The sequence below is a fragment of the Myxococcus sp. AB056 genome, assembly GCF_006547365.1.
Taxonomy (GTDB): domain Bacteria; phylum Myxococcota; class Myxococcia; order Myxococcales; family Myxococcaceae; genus Myxococcus; species Myxococcus virescens.
The window spans coordinates 44,119-65,697 of record NZ_VHLB01000036.1; the positions used below are offsets into that span (position 1 = coordinate 44,119).

14 protein-coding genes are annotated in these 21,579 nt (G+C 69.6%); 10 read left to right on the forward strand and 4 right to left on the reverse strand.

The annotated features are described in order from the left end of the window. Window positions 1-18: 18 nt before the first annotated feature. The gene (locus FMP39_RS17590; protein WP_141591529.1) at window positions 19-453 is read right to left on the reverse strand and encodes a hypothetical protein; all 435 of its coding nucleotides are present in this window, start codon (window positions 451-453) and stop codon (window positions 19-21) included. A 163-nt stretch (window positions 454-616) separates the two neighbouring features. On the opposite strand from FMP39_RS17590, the gene FMP39_RS17595 reads away from it, so the two are divergent. The 6 genes from FMP39_RS17595 (at window position 617) to FMP39_RS17620 (ending at window position 8,199) form a co-directional block, all read left to right on the forward strand. After that, on the forward strand, window positions 617-3,271 hold the full coding sequence (locus FMP39_RS17595) for an ATP-dependent Clp protease ATP-binding subunit (protein ID WP_141591530.1): 2,655 nt from the start codon (window positions 617-619) through the stop codon (window positions 3,269-3,271). A 98-nt stretch (window positions 3,272-3,369) separates the two neighbouring features. Beyond that, window positions 3,370-4,002: an Isoquinoline 1-oxidoreductase subunit gene (locus FMP39_RS17600; protein ID WP_228558073.1), complete on the forward strand. Its 633-nt coding sequence runs from the start codon at window positions 3,370-3,372 to the stop codon at window positions 4,000-4,002. After that, window positions 3,999-4,460: a (2Fe-2S)-binding protein gene (locus tag FMP39_RS17605; protein ID WP_141591532.1), complete on the forward strand. Its 462-nt coding sequence runs from the start codon at window positions 3,999-4,001 to the stop codon at window positions 4,458-4,460. The genes FMP39_RS17600 and FMP39_RS17605 overlap by 4 nt, the downstream gene beginning before the upstream one ends. A 10-nt stretch (window positions 4,461-4,470) precedes the next feature. Next, window positions 4,471-6,732 carry a molybdopterin cofactor-binding domain-containing protein gene (locus FMP39_RS17610; protein WP_141591533.1) on the forward strand — a complete coding sequence of 754 codons (2,262 nt, stop codon included), beginning with the start codon at window positions 4,471-4,473 and terminating at the stop codon, window positions 6,730-6,732. Between the two features lie 359 nt (window positions 6,733-7,091). Next, window positions 7,092-7,592, forward strand: a complete 501-nt coding sequence (locus tag FMP39_RS17615) for a flavin reductase family protein (protein ID WP_141591534.1) — start codon at window positions 7,092-7,094, stop codon at window positions 7,590-7,592. 25 nt (window positions 7,593-7,617) lie between these two features. Beyond that, window positions 7,618-8,199: a superoxide dismutase gene (locus FMP39_RS17620; protein WP_141591535.1), complete on the forward strand. Its 582-nt coding sequence runs from the start codon at window positions 7,618-7,620 to the stop codon at window positions 8,197-8,199. Between the two features lie 45 nt (window positions 8,200-8,244). On the opposite strand, the gene FMP39_RS17625 is transcribed toward FMP39_RS17620, so the two are convergent. From FMP39_RS17625 to FMP39_RS17635, 3 genes are read right to left on the reverse strand one after another with little or no spacing between them, the layout of a single operon-like run. Then, entirely contained in the window at window positions 8,245-10,539 is a 2,295-nt protein-coding gene (locus FMP39_RS17625; protein WP_141591536.1) for an AAA family ATPase, read from the reverse strand. Window position 10,540: 1 nt separating this feature from the next. Next, window positions 10,541-13,924, reverse strand: coding sequence for an AAA family ATPase (locus FMP39_RS17630; protein ID WP_141591537.1), 3,384 nt, complete (start codon window positions 13,922-13,924; stop codon window positions 10,541-10,543). Window positions 13,925-13,928: 4 nt separating this feature from the next. Continuing rightward, window positions 13,929-17,336, reverse strand: coding sequence for an AAA family ATPase (locus FMP39_RS17635; RefSeq protein ID WP_228558074.1), 3,408 nt, complete (start codon window positions 17,334-17,336; stop codon window positions 13,929-13,931). Between the two features lie 434 nt (window positions 17,337-17,770). Here FMP39_RS17635 and FMP39_RS17640 point away from each other — a divergent pair, with 434 nt between their 5' ends. From FMP39_RS17640 to FMP39_RS17655, 4 genes are read left to right on the forward strand one after another with little or no spacing between them, the layout of a single operon-like run. Then, the gene (locus FMP39_RS17640; protein WP_141591554.1) at window positions 17,771-18,781 is read left to right on the forward strand and encodes a sulfate ABC transporter substrate-binding protein; all 1,011 of its coding nucleotides are present in this window, start codon (window positions 17,771-17,773) and stop codon (window positions 18,779-18,781) included. 12 nt (window positions 18,782-18,793) lie between these two features. Next, window positions 18,794-19,636, forward strand: a complete 843-nt coding sequence (gene cysT, locus FMP39_RS17645; RefSeq protein WP_141591539.1) for a sulfate ABC transporter permease subunit CysT — start codon at window positions 18,794-18,796, stop codon at window positions 19,634-19,636. Between the two features lie 5 nt (window positions 19,637-19,641). Continuing rightward, entirely contained in the window at window positions 19,642-20,490 is an 849-nt protein-coding gene (cysW, locus tag FMP39_RS17650; protein ID WP_141591540.1) for a sulfate ABC transporter permease subunit CysW, read from the forward strand. After that, a complete protein-coding gene (locus tag FMP39_RS17655) occupies window positions 20,487-21,554 on the forward strand; it encodes a sulfate/molybdate ABC transporter ATP-binding protein (protein WP_141591541.1) in 1,068 nt (355 codons plus the stop codon). Before cysW ends, FMP39_RS17655 begins: the two co-directional genes overlap by 4 nt. The last annotated feature ends 25 nt before the right edge of the window (window positions 21,555-21,579 follow it).

Genomic DNA, 21,579 nt, shown 5'->3' on the forward strand with positions numbered 1-21,579 from the left:
AAGTTGCGTCAAATCCGTCTAAACGCGATCAGGCCCGCCCTTGGGCACGTGCTGGCGGAGCTTCTGGCTGGTCTCCTCGTCCACCTTCACGGGCTCCTGGCCCTCATCCCCCCGGAGTGACGGCTTGTTCGCGTCGTCCTGCTTCCCTTCGAAACCACTGTAATAGGACTTGGGCGGGCCAATGCCCAGCTCACCATTGGCGGCGGCGACGAAGAAGTTGGCGACGTCCTGGGTGGTCGGCGGGTTGTAGCCGGCGGCGCGCAGCTCCTCGTCCGGCGCAACGATGAGCGTTGGCTCCTTGTCCGGATTCTGGGCGTAGTCGAGGACCAGCTCGACGTAGGCCTCCAGCTCCATATCCAGGGACTTCGCGATGCGCTGGGTGTCTGGGTCCGCGAGCAGCTCGGCGCGGACATTCTCCACGGGGCGCTTCAGGCGGGGCTTCTGCTCGGACATGTCGGGGACTCCCGGAGGGCATAGAAAGCGGCTCTTCCGGCAGGTTAGCGTCCCCTGCAACGGTGGGCCACCTTGGACGCCCGGCCCTGCCCTGGGGCCGAGGTGAGGTGCACCGGCCGTCCTTAGCGTTGGCATTGAACCGTCGTTCGGGGGACCCGAAACCATGGCCAATGTCTGCGACCTCTGCCACCAGCGCCCGGCGACCACCCGAGTCACCCGCGTCATGGGGAACCGGAAGACCACCGAGTCCCTGTGTGACGTCTGTAGCAGCCAGCGCTCGCGCTTCGGCCGCATGGGCCTGGGCACGTCGCTCTTCGACCAGTTCTTCAGTGACTTTGGAGACGAGGACTTCGGGGGGCTGTCGCGTTCACTTCAACAGCCGGTGGAGCGGTACGACATCACCGAGGCCTTCTCCGATGAGACGCGGCGCGTATTGGAAGCGGCCTTCGAGGCGGCGCGAAGCGCGGGTGCGGCATCCATCGACACGGAGCACCTGCTGGTGGCGCTCGCGAAGGACCCGCTGGGCCGGACCGCCCTAAGCCGCATGAAGCTGGACCCGGCCCGCATCGCCGAGCGCGCCGAGTCCGAGATGCGCCGTGGGAAGCGCCCCATGGAGCGTCCCGAGCTGTCGCCGCATGCGAAGCGCGCCCTGGAGCTCGCGTACCAGGAGGCCTACGAGCTGGGACATTCCTATGTGGGGCCCGAACACGTGCTGCTGGGGTTGCTGCACGAAGGGGAAGGCCTGGCGTCGGAGATCCTGCGCGAGCAAGGGGCCCAGCACGGCAAGGCGCGCGCGGCCGTCGCGGAAGCGCTGGCACCTTCATCCGAGGCACGCCGGTCGCCCACGCCCACGCTGGACGAGTACTGCCGCGACCTGACGAGCCTGGCCTCGGAAGGGAAGCTGGACCCGGTGGTGGGGCGGGCCAACGAAATCGAGACCACGCTCGAAATCCTCTCGCGTCGCACGAAGAACAACCCCGTGCTCATTGGTGAGCCGGGCGTGGGCAAGACGGCCATCGTGGAGGGCATTGCCCAGCGCATCATCTCCGCCGCGGTCCCGGACACGCTGCGCGACAAGCGCGTGCTGCAACTGGACCTGTCCGGCCTGCTCGCGGGCAGCAAGTACCGCGGCGAGTTCGAGGAGCGGCTGAAGAAGGTCATGGACGAGGTGAAGTCGCACAGCGAGGACATCGTCCTCTTCATCGACGAGATTCACACCATCGTCGGGGCGGGCGCGGCGGAGGGAGCCATGGATGCGGGCAACATGCTCAAGCCCTCCCTGGCGCGCGGCGAGCTGCACGTCATCGGCGCGACGACGTTGGACGAATACCGCAAGCGCATCGAGAAGGATGCCGCGCTCGAACGCCGCTTCCAGCCCGTGGTCGTCCCGGAGCCGACGGCCGAGCAGGCCATTGAGATTCTGCGAGGACTCAAGGACCGCTACGAATCCCACCACCGCGTGCGCATCGCGGACGAGGCGCTGGTGGCGGCGGTGGAGCTGTCGGACCGTTACGTCACAGGACGCTTCCTGCCGGACAAGGCCATCGACCTGGTGGACCAGGCGGCGGCCCGCGTGCGCTTGCGGCTCACGCTGCCACCGGAGCGACTGGTGAACGCCGAGCATGAGGTGGTGAAGGTGAAGCGCTCGCTCGACGAGGCACGCGGCCGGAAGGCGGGGCCGCGCATCCAGGAGCTGGAATCGAAGCTGAGCGCCGCCGAGCGCGAGGTCCAGAGCGCGCAGAAGGAGCGCCGCACGCAGAAGTCCGGTGAGACGCCAGAGGTCCGCGCCGAGGACGTGGCGGAGGTGCTGTCGCGCATGACGGGCATCCCCGTGACGCAGATGACGGAGGACGAGCGCAAGAAGCTGCTGGAGCTGGAGTCGCGGCTGCATGAGCGCGTCATCGGTCAGGACGAGGCCATCCGCGTGTTGTCCCAGGCCATCCGGCGGGCGAGGGCGGGGCTCAAGGACGAGTCGCGCCCCATCGGCTCCTTCCTCTTCCTGGGCCCCACGGGGGTGGGCAAGACGGAGCTGGCGAAGACACTGGCGGAGCTGCTCTTCGGTGACGAGAAGGCGCTCATCCGCTTCGACATGAGTGAGTACATGGAGAAGCACACCGTGAGCCGGCTGGTGGGCGCGCCGCCGGGCTATGTCGGCTATGAGGAGGGCGGGCAGCTCACCGAGGCCGTGCGGCGGCGGCCCTACTCCGTGCTCCTCTTCGACGAGGTGGAGAAGGCCCACCCCGACGTGTTCCACATGCTGCTCCAGGTGCTGGATGACGGGCGGCTCACGGACGCGCAGGGCACGGTGGTGAACTTCAAGAACACCGTCATCATCGGCACCAGCAACCTGGGTTCGCACCTCATCCAGGAGTCCACTGCGCGCAAGGAACCGCAGGAGCGCATGCGGGAGCGCGTCATGGGCGTGCTCAAGGGGCACTTCCCGCCCGAGTTCCTCAACCGCATCGACGAGACGGTGGTCTTCGAGCCGCTCAACCGCGCGCAGCTGCGCGCCATCGTGGACCTGATGCTGGAGAAGACGCGCCGCCTGCTGCACGGCCAGGGCATCGAGCTGGAGGTGACGCCCGCGGCGCTGGAGGCGCTGGTGGACAAGGGATGGGACCCAACCTTCGGCGCGCGTCCGCTGCGGCGTGAAATCCAGCGCGCCATCGAGGCGCCGCTCGCGGAGAAGCTCATCTCGGGCGACATCCATGAGAACAGCCGCGTGAGTGCGGACTTCAAGGATGGAAAATTCCGGTTCGCTGAAGTGGAAGCCGCTGAGGCGGAAGGCGAGCAGGCTGCAGCGAGTGCCGTTCACTGAACCGTCACGTGTGGGGTCATCCTGGCCCCCGAACATTCGCCTTGTAGTTGGTACGGACATGCCGGAGCCTTGGCGTGATGCAGCCATCTCTTCCGGTCATGGCCTCGCTCTCCGCCCTCCTGCTGGTGGGAGGGTGCAAGCGGGAGCCCGATGCCGCGGCGGCGCAGATTCCCGCGCTGCCCGAGGTTGCCCCCAACGCGTTGCGACCCGTGGAAGCCTTCGCGGCCATCTTGGACCGGCAGGAGCGCTCCCGCGCGCTCTTCCTGGAGGCCAGCCGCGTCTTCTTCCACCCGCGGTGCGCGAACTGTCACCCGGCGGGTGACAGCCCGCTGCAAGGTGACGACGGCCAGCTTCATGATCCGCCCGTGGTGCGCGGTCCCGAGGACCAGGGCGTGGTGGGCATGGAGTGCATCAGCTGCCACCAGGACAAGAACCAGGACCTGACACGCGTGCCCGGCGCGCCGAAGTGGCATGTCGCCCCCATCGAAATGGCGTGGGTGGGGAAGAGTCCTCGTGAGGTGTGCGAGCAGCTCAAGGACATGAAGCGCAACGGCGGCAAGACGCCCGAGCAGATGATTGAACACAACGCCCACGACGCATTGGTGGCCTGGGGATGGAACCCGGGCTCGGGGCGTGAGCCCGCTCCGGGGACGCAGGCGCAGTTCGGCGCCATCGTCGCGGCCTGGGTGGAGACGGGCTCGGAGTGCCCGAGCGAGGAGGCACGGCCGTGACGGTTCGCGTTCGCATCAACGGTGAGGAGAAGGAGCTGGACGTCGACCCGGAGATGCCGCTGCTGTGGGCGGTGCGGGACGTGCTCGGGCTCACCGGCACGAAGTACGGCTGCGGCCAGGCGCTGTGTGGCTCGTGCACCGTCCACCTCGACGGGCTGCCGGTCCGCGCGTGCGTGACACCCGTCCGCCGCGCGGAGGGGCACTCGGTGACGACCATCGAAGGGCTGTCGCCCGACGGCAACCACCCGCTGCAGAAGGCCTGGGTGGAGCTGGGTGTGCCGCAGTGTGGCTTCTGTCAGGCGGGGCAGATCATGTGCGCGGCGGCGCTGCTGGCGAAGAAGCCGCGGCCGTCCGACAAGGAGATCGACCAGTCGCTCGCAGGCAACCTCTGCCGGTGTGGGACGTACACGCGAATCCGCTCGGCCGTGAAGAAGGCCGCGGGCATGTCCGAGGAGTGACGAGGCCGCCATGACGAAGCTGCTCACGTTGATTAGCCGGCGCTCGTTCCTGGAAGGGCTGAATCTGTCGGTGGGAGGGCTCGCCCTGGGTGTCTTCTCCGGGGGCCTGGCCGCGGCGGCCAGTGATGCCTCCACGGCGAAGGGCGCTCCGGGGTTGAACCCGAACGTGTTCGTTCACGTGGCTCCAGATGGAGCGGTCACCATCGTCTGTGCCCGCTCGGAGATGGGGCAGGGCGTGCGCAGCTCGCTGCCAGTGCTCGTCGCCGATGAGATGGGCGCGGACATGGCGCGGGTGACGGTGGCCCAGGCTGACGGTGACAAGGTCTATGGCGACCAGAACACGGACGGCTCCAGCAGCGTGCGGGGGGTGTACGACGACATCCGCCGCATGGGTGCCACCGCTCGGGTGATGCTGGTGGCCGCCGCCGCCCGCCGCTGGAAGGTGAAGCCGGAGGCGTGCGAGGCCCGCGACCACGCGGTGTTCCTCCGCGACGGCAAGCGCTCGCTGGGTTTTGGCGAACTGGTGGCCGATGCGTCGAGGCTGCCCATCCCGAAGGCGAAGGACGTCAAGCTGCGGCCGAAGAGTGAGCTGCGGATGGCGGGCCGGCCCATGCCGCTGCTGGATGGCCCGGCCTATGTGACGGGAACCGCGGTGTTCGGCGCCGACATCCGTCTGCCGGGCATGCTCATCGCGGTGGTGGCGCGCCCGCCCGTCGTGGGCGGCAAGGTCGTTCGCTTCGACGCGACCCGCGCGCTCGCGGTGCCCGGGGTGAAGAAGGTTCTCGAGCTGCCCGCGCCGAAGCCGCCCTACACGTTCCAGTTCTGGGGCGGCGTCGCGGTGCTCGCGGAGAACACCTGGGCGGCGCTGCGCGGGCGCGAGGCCCTGGACATCACATGGGAGGACGGGCCGAACGCCTCCTATGACTCGACGACGTACCGGGAGCAACTGACGGCGTCGATTCGCGAGCCGGGGACGGTGGCGCGCAACGTCGGCGACATTGACGCGGCGCTCGCTTCGGCCGCCCGCGTCATCCAGGCCGAGTACCACGTCCCCCACCAGTCCCACGTGCCCATGGAGCCTCCCGTGGCCCTGGCGCGGGTGGAGAACGGGACGTGTGAGGTCTGGGCGCCCACGCAGCATCCGCAGGCCGCGCGCAGCGTGGCGGCGGCGACGGCGGAGCTGCCGGAGGAGAAGGTCCAGGTTCACGTCACGTTCCTGGGCGGAGGTTTCGGCCGCAAGTCCAAGGCGGACTTCATCGCCGAGGTGGTGTGGCTTGCGAAGGAAGCGGGCGTTCCGGTGCGCGTGCAATGGACGCGCGAGGACGACGTCCGGCACGACTACTACCACCCCGTCAGCGCGCAGCAGCTCACCGCTGGGCTGGATGCCTCCGGCAAGGTCATCGCGTGGCGGCACCGCACCGCGTTCCCGCCCATCGCGTCCACCTTCGGGCAGGCCACTCGGCCCAGCCCGTCGGACCTCCAGCAGGGCGTGCTCGACCTGGCGCTCTCCGTGCCCAACGTCCGGGCGGAGACCTGCGAGGCGCCTCCGCACGTGCGCATCGGCTGGCTCCGGTCCGTCTACAACATCTTCCACGCCTTCTCCGTGAACGCGTTCGTGGACGAGCTGGCGCACCTTCGTGGCACGGACTCGCGCGACATGCTCCTGGAGGTGCTCGGGCCGCCGCGCAAGGCGTCGCTCCAGGAGCTGGGCATCACCGCGCTGCGGAACTACGGCGCGTCGGTGGAGGACCACCCCGTGGACGCGGGGCGCTTGCGCGGCGTCATCGAGCGCGTGACGGCGATGTCCGGCTGGGACGCGCGCAAGGCGAATGGCCGGGCGCTGGGGCTCGCCGCGCACCGCAGCTTCCTCAGCTACGTGGCCGTGGTGGCCTCGGTGATCAAGGACGAGCAGGGACGCATCCGTGTCGACGAGGCGTGGGTGTCGGTGGATGCCGGGACGATTCTCAATCCGGAACGCGTGCGCTCACAGATGGAGGGCTCCATCATCTTCGGCATGAACATCGCGTTGCATGGCGCCGTCACCATGAAGGGCGGCGTGCCGGAGCAGTCGAACTTCCGCGACCTCAAGCTGGTGCGCATCGGCGAGGCGCCGCGGAAGATTCATGTCGACATCGTTCCGAGTGAGCTGCCGTCCGGGGGCATTGGCGAGCCCGGCGTGCCTCCGGTGGCGCCCGCCATCATCAACGCCATCTTCGCGCTCACGGGCACGCGCATCCGTGAGCTGCCGGTGTCCCGCACGCTGGCAGTCTGAGTGTCACGTCCGGTGCCTGGGGTGTGTTTCCAGGCACCGGGACGGCGCGCCTCGGATTTCGGGCACAGGCTGCGTCAGGCACTCCACCGCAGGCACTCAGCACGCCCAGCGGAATGATCCACGGGAGTGCTCCCTTCCGGCTCCGACGCATCGTTCCGACCTCATTGAGAAGGCGGAGGCGCGGGGGCTTGGGCGTCTTCACTTCGGGTGTGGGTCATTCGCAGGCCACGGCGTTCCGTTGACGTCGTGTAGGGCAGGTTTTCTCGTGGGTACACCAGACCCCTGCCATTGGAACAACAACCCGCCAATCTATTGGCAGGTGTGATGACAGGTGGGCGGAGCACCTGTATCCAGGGGGCATGACGCAGAGCACGCCAGAAGGTGTGGACGCGCGCGGCTTCCGGGATGCCATGGCCCGGTGGGCCAGCGGCGTGGCCGTGGTGGCGATACAGGACACCGATGGACTGCGGGCGACGACGGTGAGCTCCTTCAGTTCCCTGTCGCTGGACCCGCCGCTGGTGGTGGTGGCGTTGTCGGAGGCGTCCCGCACCTTGAAGCGGGTGGAAGCCTCCGGCGTCTTCACGCTCAGCATCCTGTCCGCTGCACAACGTTCCATCTCCGTGCAGTGCGCGAAGGGTGAGCTGGATGCGCAGCTCTTCGACGCGGACGCCTTCGTGCGAGACAGCCTGGTGGGGCTGTCATGCCAGGTCCATGGCCTGCACCGTTACGGTGACCACACGCTGATTGTCGGCCGCGTCACACGTCTTCATGAGGGACGTCCGCAGGAGCCCCTTCTTTATTGGGCGCGGGGCTATCGAACCGTGACCTCTCTGCCGCCGTCTGATAGCGATGGCGGCTGACCTCTCACACCGAAAGGAAACGACCATGCCGTTCACGTTGCCTGATCTGCCTTACAAGAAGGACGCCCTCGCGCCGCACATGAGCGCGGAGACGCTCGAGTTCCACCACGACAAGCACCACGCCGCTTACGTCAACAACCTGAACAAGCTCCTGGACGGCAAGCCGGAGGCGAACAAGTCGTTGGAGGAGGTCATCCTCAACAGCGACGGTGGCGTGTTCAACAACGCCGCGCAGGTGTGGAACCACACCTTCTTCTGGCAGTGCATGAAGCCCGCTGGCGGCGGCAAGCCGACGGGTGAGCTCGCGGCGGCCATCGACCGTGACTTCGGCTCCTTCGAGAAGTTCAAGGAGGAGTTCTCCACCGCCGCGGCCACGCAGTTCGGCTCGGGCTGGGCCTGGCTGGTGCTGGAGGGCGGCAAGCTCAAGGTCACCAAGACGGGCAACGCGGACCTGCCGATGAAGCACGGCCAGAAGGCCCTGCTGACCATCGACGTGTGGGAGCACGCGTATTACATCGACTACCGGAACGCGCGTCCGAAGTTCATCGAGACGTTCCTGACGCACCTGGTGAACTGGGACTTCGTGGCCCAGAACTTCAAGGGCTAGGTCGCACCGCACGGCGTTCATCGCTGGCCTGGGCGGCCTCGGAGGTCATTCGAGGCCGCTCAACGCAATCCGCCCCTCAGCTCCCACGCGGAGCACCACCTGGGGCGGAGCGCTGGTGGCCTGAGCCGCCAACCACCGCGCCAGGGGCGCGACCACCTGTTGCTCCACGGCGCGCTTGAGAGGCCTGGCCCCATAGCGTGCGTCGAAGCCGGTGCGCGCCAGGTGCTTCACCACGTCCTCGCCGAAGGTCACCTTCACGCCCCGGCGGCTGAGCCCCTCGCGAGAGAGGGCCGCCTCCAACGTGCGCCGGGCGAGTGATTCAATGACGTCCTCCGTGAGTGCGCGGTAGGGCACCACCCGGTCCAACCGGTTCAGCAGCTCCGGCCGGAAGAAGGCCGCCGCGGCCCCCAGGTAGTGCGCCGCCCGCTCCAGGGCGCCGCGCTCCCCGAAGCCCAGCGAGCGCCCCGCGGTGTCCGCGCCCAGGTTGCTGGTGAGCAGCACCACGGTGTTGCGGAAGCTGACGGTGCGGCCAGTGGCATCCGTGAGCCGGCCTTCGCCGAGCACCTGCAACAGCAGGTCATGGACGCCCGCATCCGCTTTTTCGATTTCGTCCAGCAGCACCACGCCGAAGGGCTGCTCGCGGACGCGCCGCGCCAGGCTGCCTTGTTGGCCTCCCGCTTCTCCCACCAGCCGGGTGGCGCTGCCAGGCGCGGCGTACTCCGCCATGTCGAAGCGCGCCAGCCGGGCCACGTCGCCAAACAGGTACTCCGCCAGCGCGAGCGCCGACTCCGTCTTGCCCACGCCGGTGGGACCCAGCAGCAGGAAGGCGCCCAGCGGACGCGAGGGGTCCGCCAGGCCCGTTTTCAGCGTGACGACCAGGTTGCGCAGGAGGAGCGTGGCCTCGCCCTGGCCCACCACGCGCTCGCGGAAGCGGCGGAGCAGGGCATCCGGGTCCAACCGGATGGCGGAGTCCACCAGCTCGAGCGGGTACCCGGTCCGGGTGCAGAAGGCCCGCGTCACCGAAGCGGCGCTTACTTCTCCGGTCGCGCCGGGCTCCGTGCTGGCGGCGCGCAGCAGGGACACCGCGCCTCCGGGCGAAGGGCCCGAGCCGAAGCGCTCCGTGAGTTCGCCAGCGCGGTCCAGCGCGTCGGGCGTGAAGCGCACCTTGCGAGCGCGGCCCACCCGATGCGAGGCCTGCTGAAGCGCGGTGCGTGCGGCCTGGGCCGAAAGGGGCGCCACGGCGATGTGCCGGAGCGATTGCAGGAACGCGGCGTGGGTCCGCTCCGCGCGGGCCACGTCCTCCGGTGTTGCCTCCAGGACGAGTGAGACCTCGCCACTTTCCAATGCAGGCAGCAGCTGACGCGCCACATCCAGCCCCGTGTCGCCGCTCCCCAGGGACAGCAGCTCCGACAGGCTGTCGAGGTGCAGCACGGCCCGGCGAACACGCAGGGCCTCCACCATGTGCTTCACACGCTCCTGCCACTGCCCCAGGTAGCGCATGCCCGCCATGATGCGGCCCCCGGAGGAGCTGAAGACCTCCAACCCGTGAAGCGGCGAACCCGTGGTGGCCGCCTCCGCGCGTTGCACGAGTTCATGAACCAGGGCCGTCTTGCCCACGGACGACGGGCCCACCAGGAGCACGCTGGCTCGGGTGCGCGAGGTGACGGCCTCCGCGAGCCGGGACACCTCCAGGTCCCGTTCCCAGGCGCGTTCCAGCAAACCCGCGCGGGCTTCCTCGTTGAGACACCGGCTGGCTTCCGCGAGCCCCGGTGGTGGCGCCTGGCGCCGCTGCGGCTTCGCGGCATCGAGCGCGCGGGCACGCGGCGTGTCCCGGAAGCGGACCGGCACCGACAGCGTCTCTACCTGTTCCTCGCCCACGTAGGCCAGCGAGTGCAGCCGGTCGAGCGACGCGAGATAGAGCTCGTGGCGGACCATCTCCTCGACGAAGGGCTCCAGGTCCGCCGCATCGTGCAGCGTGCCCTTGACGTCCACGCGGGGCACCCACACGCGTAGGGACTGGCGCGCCGGTGCTCCCTTGCGTGCGGTGCGGGCCTTCACCCCGTGCGTGAGCACGGTGAGGCGCAGGGGGACGGACAGCATCTTCCCGTCTTCGAGCGCGCGAACCGTCAGCGTCGTCTTCCGCTGGCGCAAATCGCTCCAGTGGGTCTCCTCGTCCCAGAGTTCTCCTCGCTTGAGGAGCCGCCCCACCACCGCCGCGATGTCAAGCCTCGCGGCGTGCAGCGTCGGCGCGAAGGCCGCCAGGTGCGGGTGGGTGAGGACGTGCGCCGCCACGCCCAGCCCGGGATAGGTGCGCACGAAGAGGTGGACATTCTTTTCCATGTCAGACGTGTCCCTGGCTGGGTTCCCGGAGCACCCTCGCGGCCCAGGCGAGCGCCTCCCTGGGGCGGCGTCCGCTCGCGACGTGCGAGAGTTCGGTCGAGTCGTGCGGCCGTCCAGTCGTGACACCCTCGCGGCCTCGCAGGATGACGTGGCTGGCCGCGCCCACTGACGCGGCGCCGCTCCTACGGGCATCGCGTTCGCGGACGACTGCCTCATCCCATGCCGCCATCACGCGCGGCACGTCTTCCAGATTCCCCACGTCTTCGGACAGGTGCTCCAGGCGGACCAGGACCTGTCGCGGCCCATCGCCATGGACGAGGTCCACCAGTGCATAGCCTCGAAGGGGCGCCAGCACCTCGCGCAGGCCGATGGCCGACATCCGCACGACGACACGCCGAAGCACCAGGTCCTCGGACCGCTCGTCTCCGGACCGGAACCACTCGGTGCGCCCGTCGGCATGGACGCCTTCCAGGTACATCGCCGACTCCCCGAGCGCGCTGGGGAGGGAGTGGGCCACGGTCCACACCGCGGATGGCGTCGCGTCGCCGAGCCCCTCCACCAACACCGTCACGACGTCCGTCCCCCGCGCCAGATGCGTGAGTTGATGTTCGACCCAGGCGGTCTCGTCGCGAAGGGCCAACACCCGGGGCTGTGCGCGGCGGAGCTGTTCTTCGTTCGAGACGTGCAGCGGGCGCTCCTCATACGTAGGGCGCTGCCGCAGGCCCAGGTGGCCCACGTGACTCGAGTGCGAAGTCAGCATCTGCTTCACGGTGGATGCAGGCGACTGCGCGTCCTGGAAGTCGCGCGGGACCAGCTCATAGTCGCGAATGTCCGTGGCCTCTAGTGCCAGCCGGTGCAGTCGCTCCGCCAGCTCTCCCGCCTCGGGCACCTCTTCCGTCATCAACGCCTCCAGCCGCGAGCCGGTCTCCTCGAGCAGGCGGGACACCTCCGCCAGGCTCCATGCAGAGGCCGGCCGCTCGGGTGCCCACGCAGGCGCGTTGACCAGCACCTCCACCGACACGCGCATGTCGTTGCCGTCCCGTAGCAGCTCCACGCGCGCCAGGTCGTCCGCGCTCCGCCGCACCAGATGGTGGGCCAGGGGCAACGTGAGGCGCTTCTCCAATGCGCGCTTGAGGGGGCGGGCTCCGTAGCGCGGGTCGTAGGCCTCCTCCACCAGCAGGTCCAGCAGGCGCGGCTCGACCTCCACCAGCACGTTGCCCTGCCGGATGCCATGGCGCGACAGCAGGGCTTCGAGCGCCAGGTCCACCACCACGCGCAGCGCGGCGGGCGTGAGCGGACGGAAGGGCACCACCCGGTCCAGGCGGTTGAAGAACTCCGGGCGGAACCAGGCACGCACGGCGGAGAGGTAGTGCGCCTCCGCGCTGTCCGCGGCACGGTGGAAGCCGGTGTGGGTGGCGGCCTCGCGAACGCCGAGGTTGCTCGTGAGCACGACGACAGACTGCCGGGCATCCACCGTGCGTCCCGCGCCGTCCGTCAGCCGTCCCTCACCAAGGAACTGGAGGAGGGCGTCAAACACGCGGGGATGGGCCTTCTCCACCTCGTCGAACAGCACCACGCAGAAGGGCTGGGTGCGCAGCGCGGTGGTCAGCTCACCGTCGGGCGCGCCGGACCGCCCGAGCAGCCGGGTGATGCTGGAGGACGTGACGAACTCCGACATGTCGAAACGGATGAGCCGCTGCTCTCCGCCGAAGAGCGTCCGCGCGAGCGCCTTCGCCGTCTCCGTCTTGCCCACGCCCGTGGGGCCCACGAAGAGGTAGGTGGCCAGGGGCTTGTCGGACGGCTGGAGCGCGGACTGCAACGTGAGGATGGCGTCCACCACGGCTTCCACGGCTTCGGGCTGGCCCGCCACCTGCCGCTGCATCTCCCATGTCAGCGCTTCGCGTTTCTTCGGCTGGGCGCTGCCCAGGACGAAGTCCGGGAGGCCCGTCTGCTCCCGCATCGCGTCGATGACGTCTCCCGACGAAAAGCGCCGGGTGCCCGAGGTGCTGACGCCCTGTCGGGCCATGACCCGGCGAAGCAGGCGGACGGCCTTGCCCGGGAACGCCTCGTGCGACACGAAGCGCTCCTGCAAGGTGAGCAGGGTCTCCAGCGCCAGCGGCGAGAGCCGGACCGCGCTGTCCGTGCCTTCCGCCTCCAGTTCTCGCACGGTGCCGAGGAGCGCGGGCAGCGTGGCACGCGCATTCAGCGCGGGGACGTGGATGACCCGGAAGAGCGAGGCGAGGGTGGGGGCTTCTTCCCGCACGCGCTCGAAGCGCTCGGGCGTGGACTCGGCGAGTACGGTGAGCTCGCCCCGGGCCATGTGGGGCTCCAGGAACTGCGCGACGTTGGTGCGCTCATTGCGCGTGCGGCCCGCGTAGACGAGCGAGGCCAGGTCGTCCACGTAGAGCAGGTCGCCGACCTCCATCAGCTCCTTCACCACGCCCCGCGCGCGGGCCTCCCACTGGCCCACGTACATCATGCCGGCGATGAACTGGTTGCCGTCCACGCGCCACACGTCGCGACGTACGCCCGCGGCGTCCTGCCGGGCGGTGAGCCGGCTCACCGCTTCATGAATCAGGGCCGTCTTGCCCGCGCCAGGTGGCCCCACCAGCACCAGCGCGGAGCCTTCGCGGCCTTCGAGCGCCTCCACGAGCTCGCGAACCAGCGCCTCCCGGCCAAAGCAACGCTCCAGCGTGCCGTCTCGGGCACCGTGGCTCAGGTTGCGCGCCACGGCCCGGAGCTCCACCAACGTGAGGCGCCGCCGGTTGCGGCGTTGCTCCCGCTGCTCTGGCGTTTCGGGCGCGGTGTCTTCCTTCTCCGGGTTCTTCGTCCGGCGGCGTCGCGCGGGCTGGGCCGGTCGCGGCGGCGTGCGCGGGAGGACGGAGGGGGCATAGGCATCCACCTCCAGGAGCTCCAGTTGCTCCCGGCCCTGGGCCCAGTGCGTGTCCAGGGAGTCCAGGTTGTGTTCCAGACACCAGGCCACCAGCCGTCGCGCGAGCGCCTGGGGCAGGTCCGCGGGCTGGTTCAGCGCGAAGCGCGCGGCGGGGAGCCGGGTGGGGGTGACAACCCAGAAGGTGTCACGGGGCCACTTCTCCAGCAGCACGGACATGGTGCCCTGGAGGACGACGCGCCGGTTCTTCTCCCGGTCCCTTCCTTCCGCATCGACGGCGACGCGCTTGAGGGCGAAGTGGGGTGGAAGTTGGTACTGCGCCACCTGGGAGGGCGACTCGCGCTCGAAGCGCTCCATGACGGCGAGCGCGAGTTCGTCTCGCAGCATGGAGAGGCTGGGCCCCACCTTGTGCAGCGCCGGGAAGAAGGCGGGCACCCAGGCCTCGACGAGCCGGCCGCTGTGCGGGGCCACCACGAAGGGAAGCTTCAGGTCCATGTCGTCAGTCCTCGTCCCGGCTGTTGAAGACGCGCCACTGCATCCAGGGCTCCAGCAGGGGCTCCAGGTCAGGCCCCTCCAGACCGAAGCGCTGCTGCACCCCGGTGCGAAGGTCCGTCAGCGTCCCCTGGCCGGAACCGCTGCCCGACAGGCGCACCTGACGGACCTCGTTTTTCGGCAACTGCTTCTGCAACGCCTCCCGGGAGGAGAGGTCGAAAAGCGAGAGGGGCCGCGGCTCGAAGTACGCATGCACCATCGAAATCTGACTGCCTTCGATGAAGCGATGCAGGCCGTGCTCGCCAGCGAGCAGCAGGGCGTGAGCGCCGCCCTTGACCTGAAGCGCATAGGCGACCGGCTGCACGACGAGCTTGTCGAAGGTCTCATCGTCGGCCCACCGCCATTGCGGCGGCGGAGGGGGGCGATGGGCCTTCTCGCCGGACTTGCGCTCGGGGACGGCGAGCAGGCCCCGCCGCTTCTCCATGGACGCCTTCTGGGCCCACCCCTCATAGGCCGCGGCGAGCATGCGGGCCTGCCTCCACGCGCCGCGACCTGGCACCAGGTAGAGGGTCGCGCCATGTGACGGGGGAAAGAGGGAGGAGTAGATGCGTTGCCGGATGCGCGCGAAGGCCGCCTTCACCTGGCTCACCTCGCGGCTCAGGGACTCCACCTGATCCACGGTCCTGGACAGGTGGGCCTCGAAGAGCAGGTCCTCGATGGCCTCCGCCTGCTGGGCGCACTCTCGAAGCGACTGTTCCAGCGCTCGCGCCTCCGACGACTTGCGCGAGTTTTCTTCGGCCAGTGCTCGCTCCTCCCAGTACGCGGTGTGCCGGGAGACCTTGTCGAAGACGGCCAGGACGCGGCGCAGGGAGTGCATGGGCGCGCAGCGGCTCCAACGCTGGACCTCCGCGCGCACGGTGGCTGCTTCCTCGAGGATCCGCTCGATGGCCTCCCGGCCGCCGCTCTCGGCGGCGCCGCCCAGGGACTCTGCGCGCAGCTCGAGTCCCGTGGTTCCCGCATCCACCGTGAGGCTCGCCGGCCCCATGCGGGGATGCGCCGCGAGCCAGTCCGCCACGGGGACCACCAGCTCGCGCTCCAGCGCGCGCTTCAAGGGGCGGGCGCCATACCGCGCGTCGAAGCCTCGCAGGGCCAGCCAGTCCTGGGCGGCGGGGGTGACCTCCAGCAGGGCATCGTGGAGCGAGAGGCCTGGACGGCGGCTCACTGCTTCGAGTTCGCGGACCACCAGCCGGCGCAGCAGCGGGGCGGACAGCGGCGAGAAGACGACCACGTCGTCCATGCGGTTGAACATCTCCGGCCGGAAGAAGCGCTGCACCTCGGAGAGGTAGTGCGCGCGCAGGGAGGCCAAGTCCGGGGCACCGCCCGACGCATCGAAGCCCACGCGGGCGCGCAGGGTGTCCGCGCCCAGGTTGCTGGTGAGGATGATGAGGGCGTTGCGGAAGTCCGTGAAGCGCCCGGAGGCATCGGTGAGGCGGCCTTCGCCCAAGACGCCCAGCAGCGCATCGTGAACGGCGGGGTGGGCCTTCTCCACCTCGTCCAGCAGCACCACGCAGAAGGGCTGCCGGCGCACCGCCGACGTGAGGTAGCCCGGCGTCTCCCCGTCTCCCATCAACCGCAGCAGGGCGTCCGGACCGGCGTACTCACCCATGTCCAGGCGGACCATGCGCTCCTTCGCACCGAAGAGCAGCTCCGCCAGCGCCTTGGACAGCTCCGTCTTGCCCACGCCGGTGGGGCCCACGAAGAGCAGCACCCCCAGCGGGCGCCGCACGTCCGACATGCCGGCCTTGAGGACGGATACCACCGAGGCCGCGCGCTCCACGGCGGCGTCCTGCCCCATCACCCGCGAGGCCAGGAAGTCGCGCACGTGTGCGGACGCCAGCGGCTGGTCGTCCCGGAGCAGGTGCTCGGGGATGCCGGACTCCGAGGCGAACTGGCGGATGGCCTCCAGCCGGGTGACGGAGGTGCGCGAGGCTTGGGCACACGACGCCAGCAGCCGGCGCACGAAGGCCACGGTGTTGCCCACCTGGGCTCCATAGGGAAGGAAGCGGCGGCACAGGAAGCGCGCCTCATCGAGCGCGTCGGGCTGGACCTGCATCGCGGCGGCCAAGGCGTCGTCCTCCGCCACCTTGGCGACGATGCGGCCGAGCGCGTCGGACGTGGGCTCCGCGACGCGCACCACCGAGAAGAGCCGGGCGAAGCTGGCGTTGCGCTGCTCCACCTGGGCCCAGGTCTCCTCCGTGGCCTCGGCCACGACGGCCACGTCACGCGCCGCGAGGAGCGGGAGCAGCAACTGGGCCACGTTCTGGTCACTGTGGGCGCTCTTGCCCGCGTCGAGGAGCTCCACGGCATGGCCCAGGGACAGCAGGGCCCGGGCCTCGGTGGCCTCACGGAAGGCGCGCAGCACCTGCTGCTGCCAGTCTCCGAAGAAGCCCTCGCCCGCGATGAGCCGGCTTCCGTCGAGGAAGTAGAACGGGCGGGCGCGCTCGGCCTCGGTGGCGGTGGGGGCGCGCAGCGACTGGGCGAGCGCGTGGAGCACCGACGTCTTGCCCACGCCCGAAGGCCCCACCAGGACCACCGGTTCGGCGTCCTTGGCCGCGAGCCGGGTCCGGAGCAGGGCGACCAGCGCATCCTGCTCGTAGGCCGCGTCGAGCTGCCCTTCTTGCGCGAGCCGGTGCCAGGCCACACCGACGCTGTCCAGGGTGGGCGTAGGCGGCGGCTTCGCGGGCGGCTCACCCGGGCCCCGATGCGCGGTGCGGCGGCGTGGCTCCCAGCTGTCCAGGTCCAGCGCCTCCGTGTCTTCGTCCTCGTCGTCCTCGCGCGTGTCGTCATCCAGGTCGGCGGGTGCGTCTGGAGGGCGCGGCGGTGGACGAATGTCCCGGTGCAGCTCGCGAGGCGTGAGGTCCGACAGGGCCACGGGGGTGGCCCGCACTTCGATTTCCAGCAGGGACTCAGGGCCATCCGGACGCAGGGCAAGGCGCTCCGCGTCGGACATTCCCTCCAGGCGATCTCCCAGCAGCTCCGAGGCCTCGGCGGGGAGTGTCTTGCCCTGGAACCAGTGGTGGCTGTTGAGGCGTGGCGCGTGGAGGCCCAGGAAGGCATTGAGCGTGGGAGCCACCACGGCGGAGAGCGTCAGCGGCGCGAAGTGATTCTCCTCGGCGCCCCAGACGGGAATCGCGGGCAGATCCACCGTTTCGAGCGTCCCTCCGGTGGGGGCGATGAACTCCGGCACGCGCCGTGGATGGACGCGGGAGATTTGGTCGTCCAGCGCGAGCGTCAGCTCCTCGGTGGCGGCCTCCAGCGAGTCCGCGTGCACCGCGAGACGGCGCAGCGCCAGCGGCGTGAGCGTCACCCGGCCGCTGACGTGCCGCTGCAACCAGCATTGAAAACGGAAGTTCATGGGTGAGGGCTCGGGTGAAAACGGTGCCGTGCGTGACGGCATGAGCTCTCGGGAGCTGACCGGACCCGCTCACGACGCGGGCTCGGCCTGACAGTCCGTCGGATTTGTCAGGGGACGAAGCGCCAGGGCACCGTCGCGGCGGGTGGAAAGGGAGCGGGGCGTTCGTGGAGGACTCGGGCGGTCGCGTTGACAGCGCCGCGGGTGCCGGGGCATCGTGTGGGGACTGATGACGCGCTCGACCCACCAGACGTGTTGCTGCTGTCCGGCATCCGCGGTGGGCGTCCGTCCGCCAGTGGCCTGAGTGCCCTGGCTGAGCTGTTTCCGGAAAGCCCACTGCCCGCGAGGGAGTGGGCTTTTGACTTTCTCGCGTGGCCCCCTGTTTCACCTCGAGGTCCCGCATGGAACGTCTCGCGCTGTTGCGCGCCAGGAACTGGATGCCGTTGGCCCTGCTGCTGTCCGTGGCGGGCTGTTCGCGCGCGTCCAGTGATGCGTCACCCGACGGGACGGTGACGTTGCTCAACGTCTCCTATGACCCCACGCGGGAGCTCTACGAGGACTTCAACGCGGCCTTCGCGAAGCACTGGGCGGCCACGCGTGGCCAGCAGGTGTCCATCCAGCAGTCCCACGGGGGCTCCGGCAAGCAGGCCCGGTCCGTCATCGAAGGACTGCGGGCGGACGTGGTGACGCTGGCGCTCGCGTACGACGTGGACATGCTGCACGAGAAGGCGCAGCTCCTTCCGGCGGACTGGCAGGCACGGCTGCCCCACAACAGCGCGCCGTACACGTCCACCATCGTCTTCGTGGTGCGCCAGGGCAATCCCAAGGCCATCCGTGACTGGGACGACCTGGTGCGCGAGGACGTCACCGTCATCACCCCGAACCCGAAGACGTCGGGCGGCGCGCGGTGGAACTACCTGGCCGCGTGGGGACAGGCGCTGAGAGGCGAGGGCGGTAGCGAGGCCCGGGCCCAGGCATACGTGGAGAAGCTGTTCCGCAACGTGCCGGTGCTCGACTCGGGCGCGAGGGGCGCCACCACCACCTTCGCCGAGCGGGGCCTGGGGGACGTGCTCCTCGCATGGGAGAACGAGGCCTTCCTCCTCCTCCGCGAGGTGGGGCAGGCGCGTTTCGAGGTCGTCATTCCCTCGGTGAGCATCCTCGCCGAGCCACCCGTCGCCGTGGTGGACCCCAACGTGGACCGCAAGGGCACCCGGGCCGTGGCGGAGGCGTACCTGGCGTACCTCTATTCGGAGGAGGGCCAGGAGATCGCGGCGCGGCACCACTTCCGGCCGCGCTCGGAGGTCGTGGCCGCGAGGCATGCGTCCGACTTCCCCGGTCTGAAGCGCCTCACGCTGGCGGAAGTCGCGGGCGACTGGCGGCGGGCGCAGGCCATGCACTTCGCCGACGGCGGCCTCTTCGACCGCATCTACGCGCCCCGCGCGGACTGAGGACACCCCGCCATGTCTCGTCCTACTCGCCACCGGGTGCTCCCGGGGTTCCGTCTGTCGCTGGGCTTCAGCTGGTTCTACCTGGGCCTCATCGTCCTCATTCCGCTCTCCAGCCTCTTCCTGCGGACCTTCTCCCTGAGCTGGGAGGAGTTCTGGGGCACCGTGACGACGCCGCGCGCGCTCGCCGCGTACCGGCTCAGCTTCGGGGCCTCGCTGGCCGCCGCGCTCGCCAACGTCGTCTTTGGCCTGCTGGTGGCGTGGGTGCTGGTGCGCTACCGCTTCCCCGGCCGCGACGTGCTGGAGTCCCTGGTGGACCTGCCCTTCGCGCTGCCCACCGCCGTGGCCGGGCTCACGCTCACGACGCTGTTCTCCGCGAAGGGGTGGTACGGCCAGTACCTCGAAGCGCTGGGACTCAAGGTGGCCTACACGTCCGTGGGCGTGGCCATCGCGCTGACCTTCATCGGGTTGCCCTTCGTGGTGCGCACCGTGCAACCCGTGCTGGAGGACATCGACGTGGACGTGGAGGAGGCCGCGGCCACGCTGGGCGCCTCTCCGTGGCAGACCTTCCGACGCGTCCTCTTTCCCGCGCTCTTCCCCGCGCTGCTCAGCGGCTTCACGCTGGCCTTCGCCCGCGCGCTGGGGGAGTACGGCTCCGTCGTCTTCATCTCCGGCAACATGCCGCTGCGCACGGAGATTGTCCCGCTGCTCATCATCACCCGACTGGAGCAGTTCGACTACGCGGGGGCGACGGCCATCGCCATCGTCATGCTGGGGGCGTCGTTCTCACTGCTGCTGGCCGTCAACCTGCTCCATCGCTGGAGCCAGCGCCGGCTGGAAGCCCGGCCGGGAGCGTGAGCGCCATGCATCCATCCACCCTCGTCTTGCGCCGAAGCGCACGCAGTCTGAGCGGCCCGGCGTTCGTCCGTTGGGGGCTCATCGGCGCGGCGGTGCTGCTGCTGGGCGTCTTCCTCATCGTCCCGCTGGTGGCCGTCTTCACCTTCGCCTTCCAGAAGGGCTGGGAGGCCTACGTCGCCGCCCTGACGCACCCGACGGCGCTGGCGGCCATGCGGCTGACGCTGCTGGCCGCGGCCATCGCCGTGCCCTTCAACCTCGCCTTCGGCCTGGCCGCGTCGTGGCTCATCGCGCGGTTCCAATTCCGGGGACGCTCGTTGTTGATGACGCTCATCGACCTGCCCTTCAGCGTGTCGCCCGTCATCGCGGGGCTCATCTTCGTGCTGCTCTTCGGCCGGCAGGGCTGGCTGGGGCCATGGCTCCTGGACCACGACGTCCGCGTCATCTTCGCCGTGCCCGGCATCGTCCTGGCCACGGTATTCATCACCTTCCCCTTCGTCGCGCGCGAGGTGCTGCCCGTGATGGAGGCCCAGGGCAGCGACGAAGAAGAGGCGGCGCTGACGCTGGGCGCGAGCGGCTGGCGCACCTTCCTGACCATCACGCTGCCGAAGGTGAAGTGGGGCGTGCTGTACGGCGTCATCCTCTGCAACGCGCGAGCAATGGGTGAGTTCGGCGCCGTGTCCGTGGTGTCCGGCCACGTGCGCGGAGTGACGACGACGCTGCCGCTGCACGCGGAGATTCTCTACAACGAGTACGACCTGGCCGGCGCGTTCGCCGTGGCGTCGCTGCTGACGCTGCTCGCGCTCGTGACGTTGGTGGTGAAGAAGTTCGTGGAGTGGAGGAGTCAGCCGTCATGAGCATCGTCGTCGAACAGCTCGCCCGCCGGTTCAATCGGGGTGGCAGTCCCGCCGTGTCCAAGGTGTCCTTCCAGGCCCCCGAGGGTGCCATCACCTCGCTGCTGGGACCGTCCGGCGCGGGCAAGTCCACGCTGCTGCGGCTCATCGCCGGGCTGGAGATTCCCGACGAGGGCCGTGTCCTCATCGACGGCGTGGACAGCACGCAGATGCCCGTGCAGCAGCGTGGCGTGGGGGTGGTCTTCCAGAGCTACGCGCTCTTCAAGCACCTCACGGTCCGGCAGAACGTGGCCTTTGGCCTGGAGGTCCGGCGCGTTCCCAAGGCGGAGCGCGAGGCCCGTGTGGAGGAGATGCTCCGCATGGTGCAACTGGAGCACCTGGGCGGCCGCTATCCCGGCCAGCTCTCTGGCGGGCAGCGGCAGCGCGTGGCCTTCGCGAGAGCCCTTGCCATCCGCCCCCGCGTGCTGCTGCTGGACGAGCCCTTCGGCGCGCTGGACACGCGGGTGCGCGAGGAGCTTCGGGAATGGCTCCATGCCCTGCACGAGCGCACGCGGCTGACGACGCTGCTGGTGACGCACGATCAGCAGGAGGCCTTGGAGATTTCCCAGCACGTGGTGGTGCTGAGCGAGGGCCGCGTGGCCCAGGCGGGCTCTCCCGCGGACATCTACGACCGGCCCGCGTCCCCCTTCGTCGCCTCATTCATTGGAGGCGCCAGCGTGCTGCGCGGCCACGTCCAGGCGGGCAGGGCGGCCATGGGGGCTTTGTCCGTGACGGCCCCCGCCGCCGCGCGCGAGGGCGAACCGGTGCATGCCTTTGTCCGTCCGCATGACATCAAGCTGGCGAAGGCAGTCGCGGGCGCGGCGAGCGCTTCCACCGCCACCAGCCGCGTCGAGCGGCTCAAACCAGTGGGAGGCTACGTGAAGGTGTTCCTCCGCCTGCCGAGCGGGGACGAAGTCACGGTGGAGGTACCGCGCTCGGAGTTCGACGCGCTGGGCGTGGCGGAGGGGGACTCCGTGCGCGCCGATGTCCGGTCCGCCACCGTCTTCGTGGGGGACTACTCCATCTAGGTGGGAAGTCTTGAAAATCTAATAT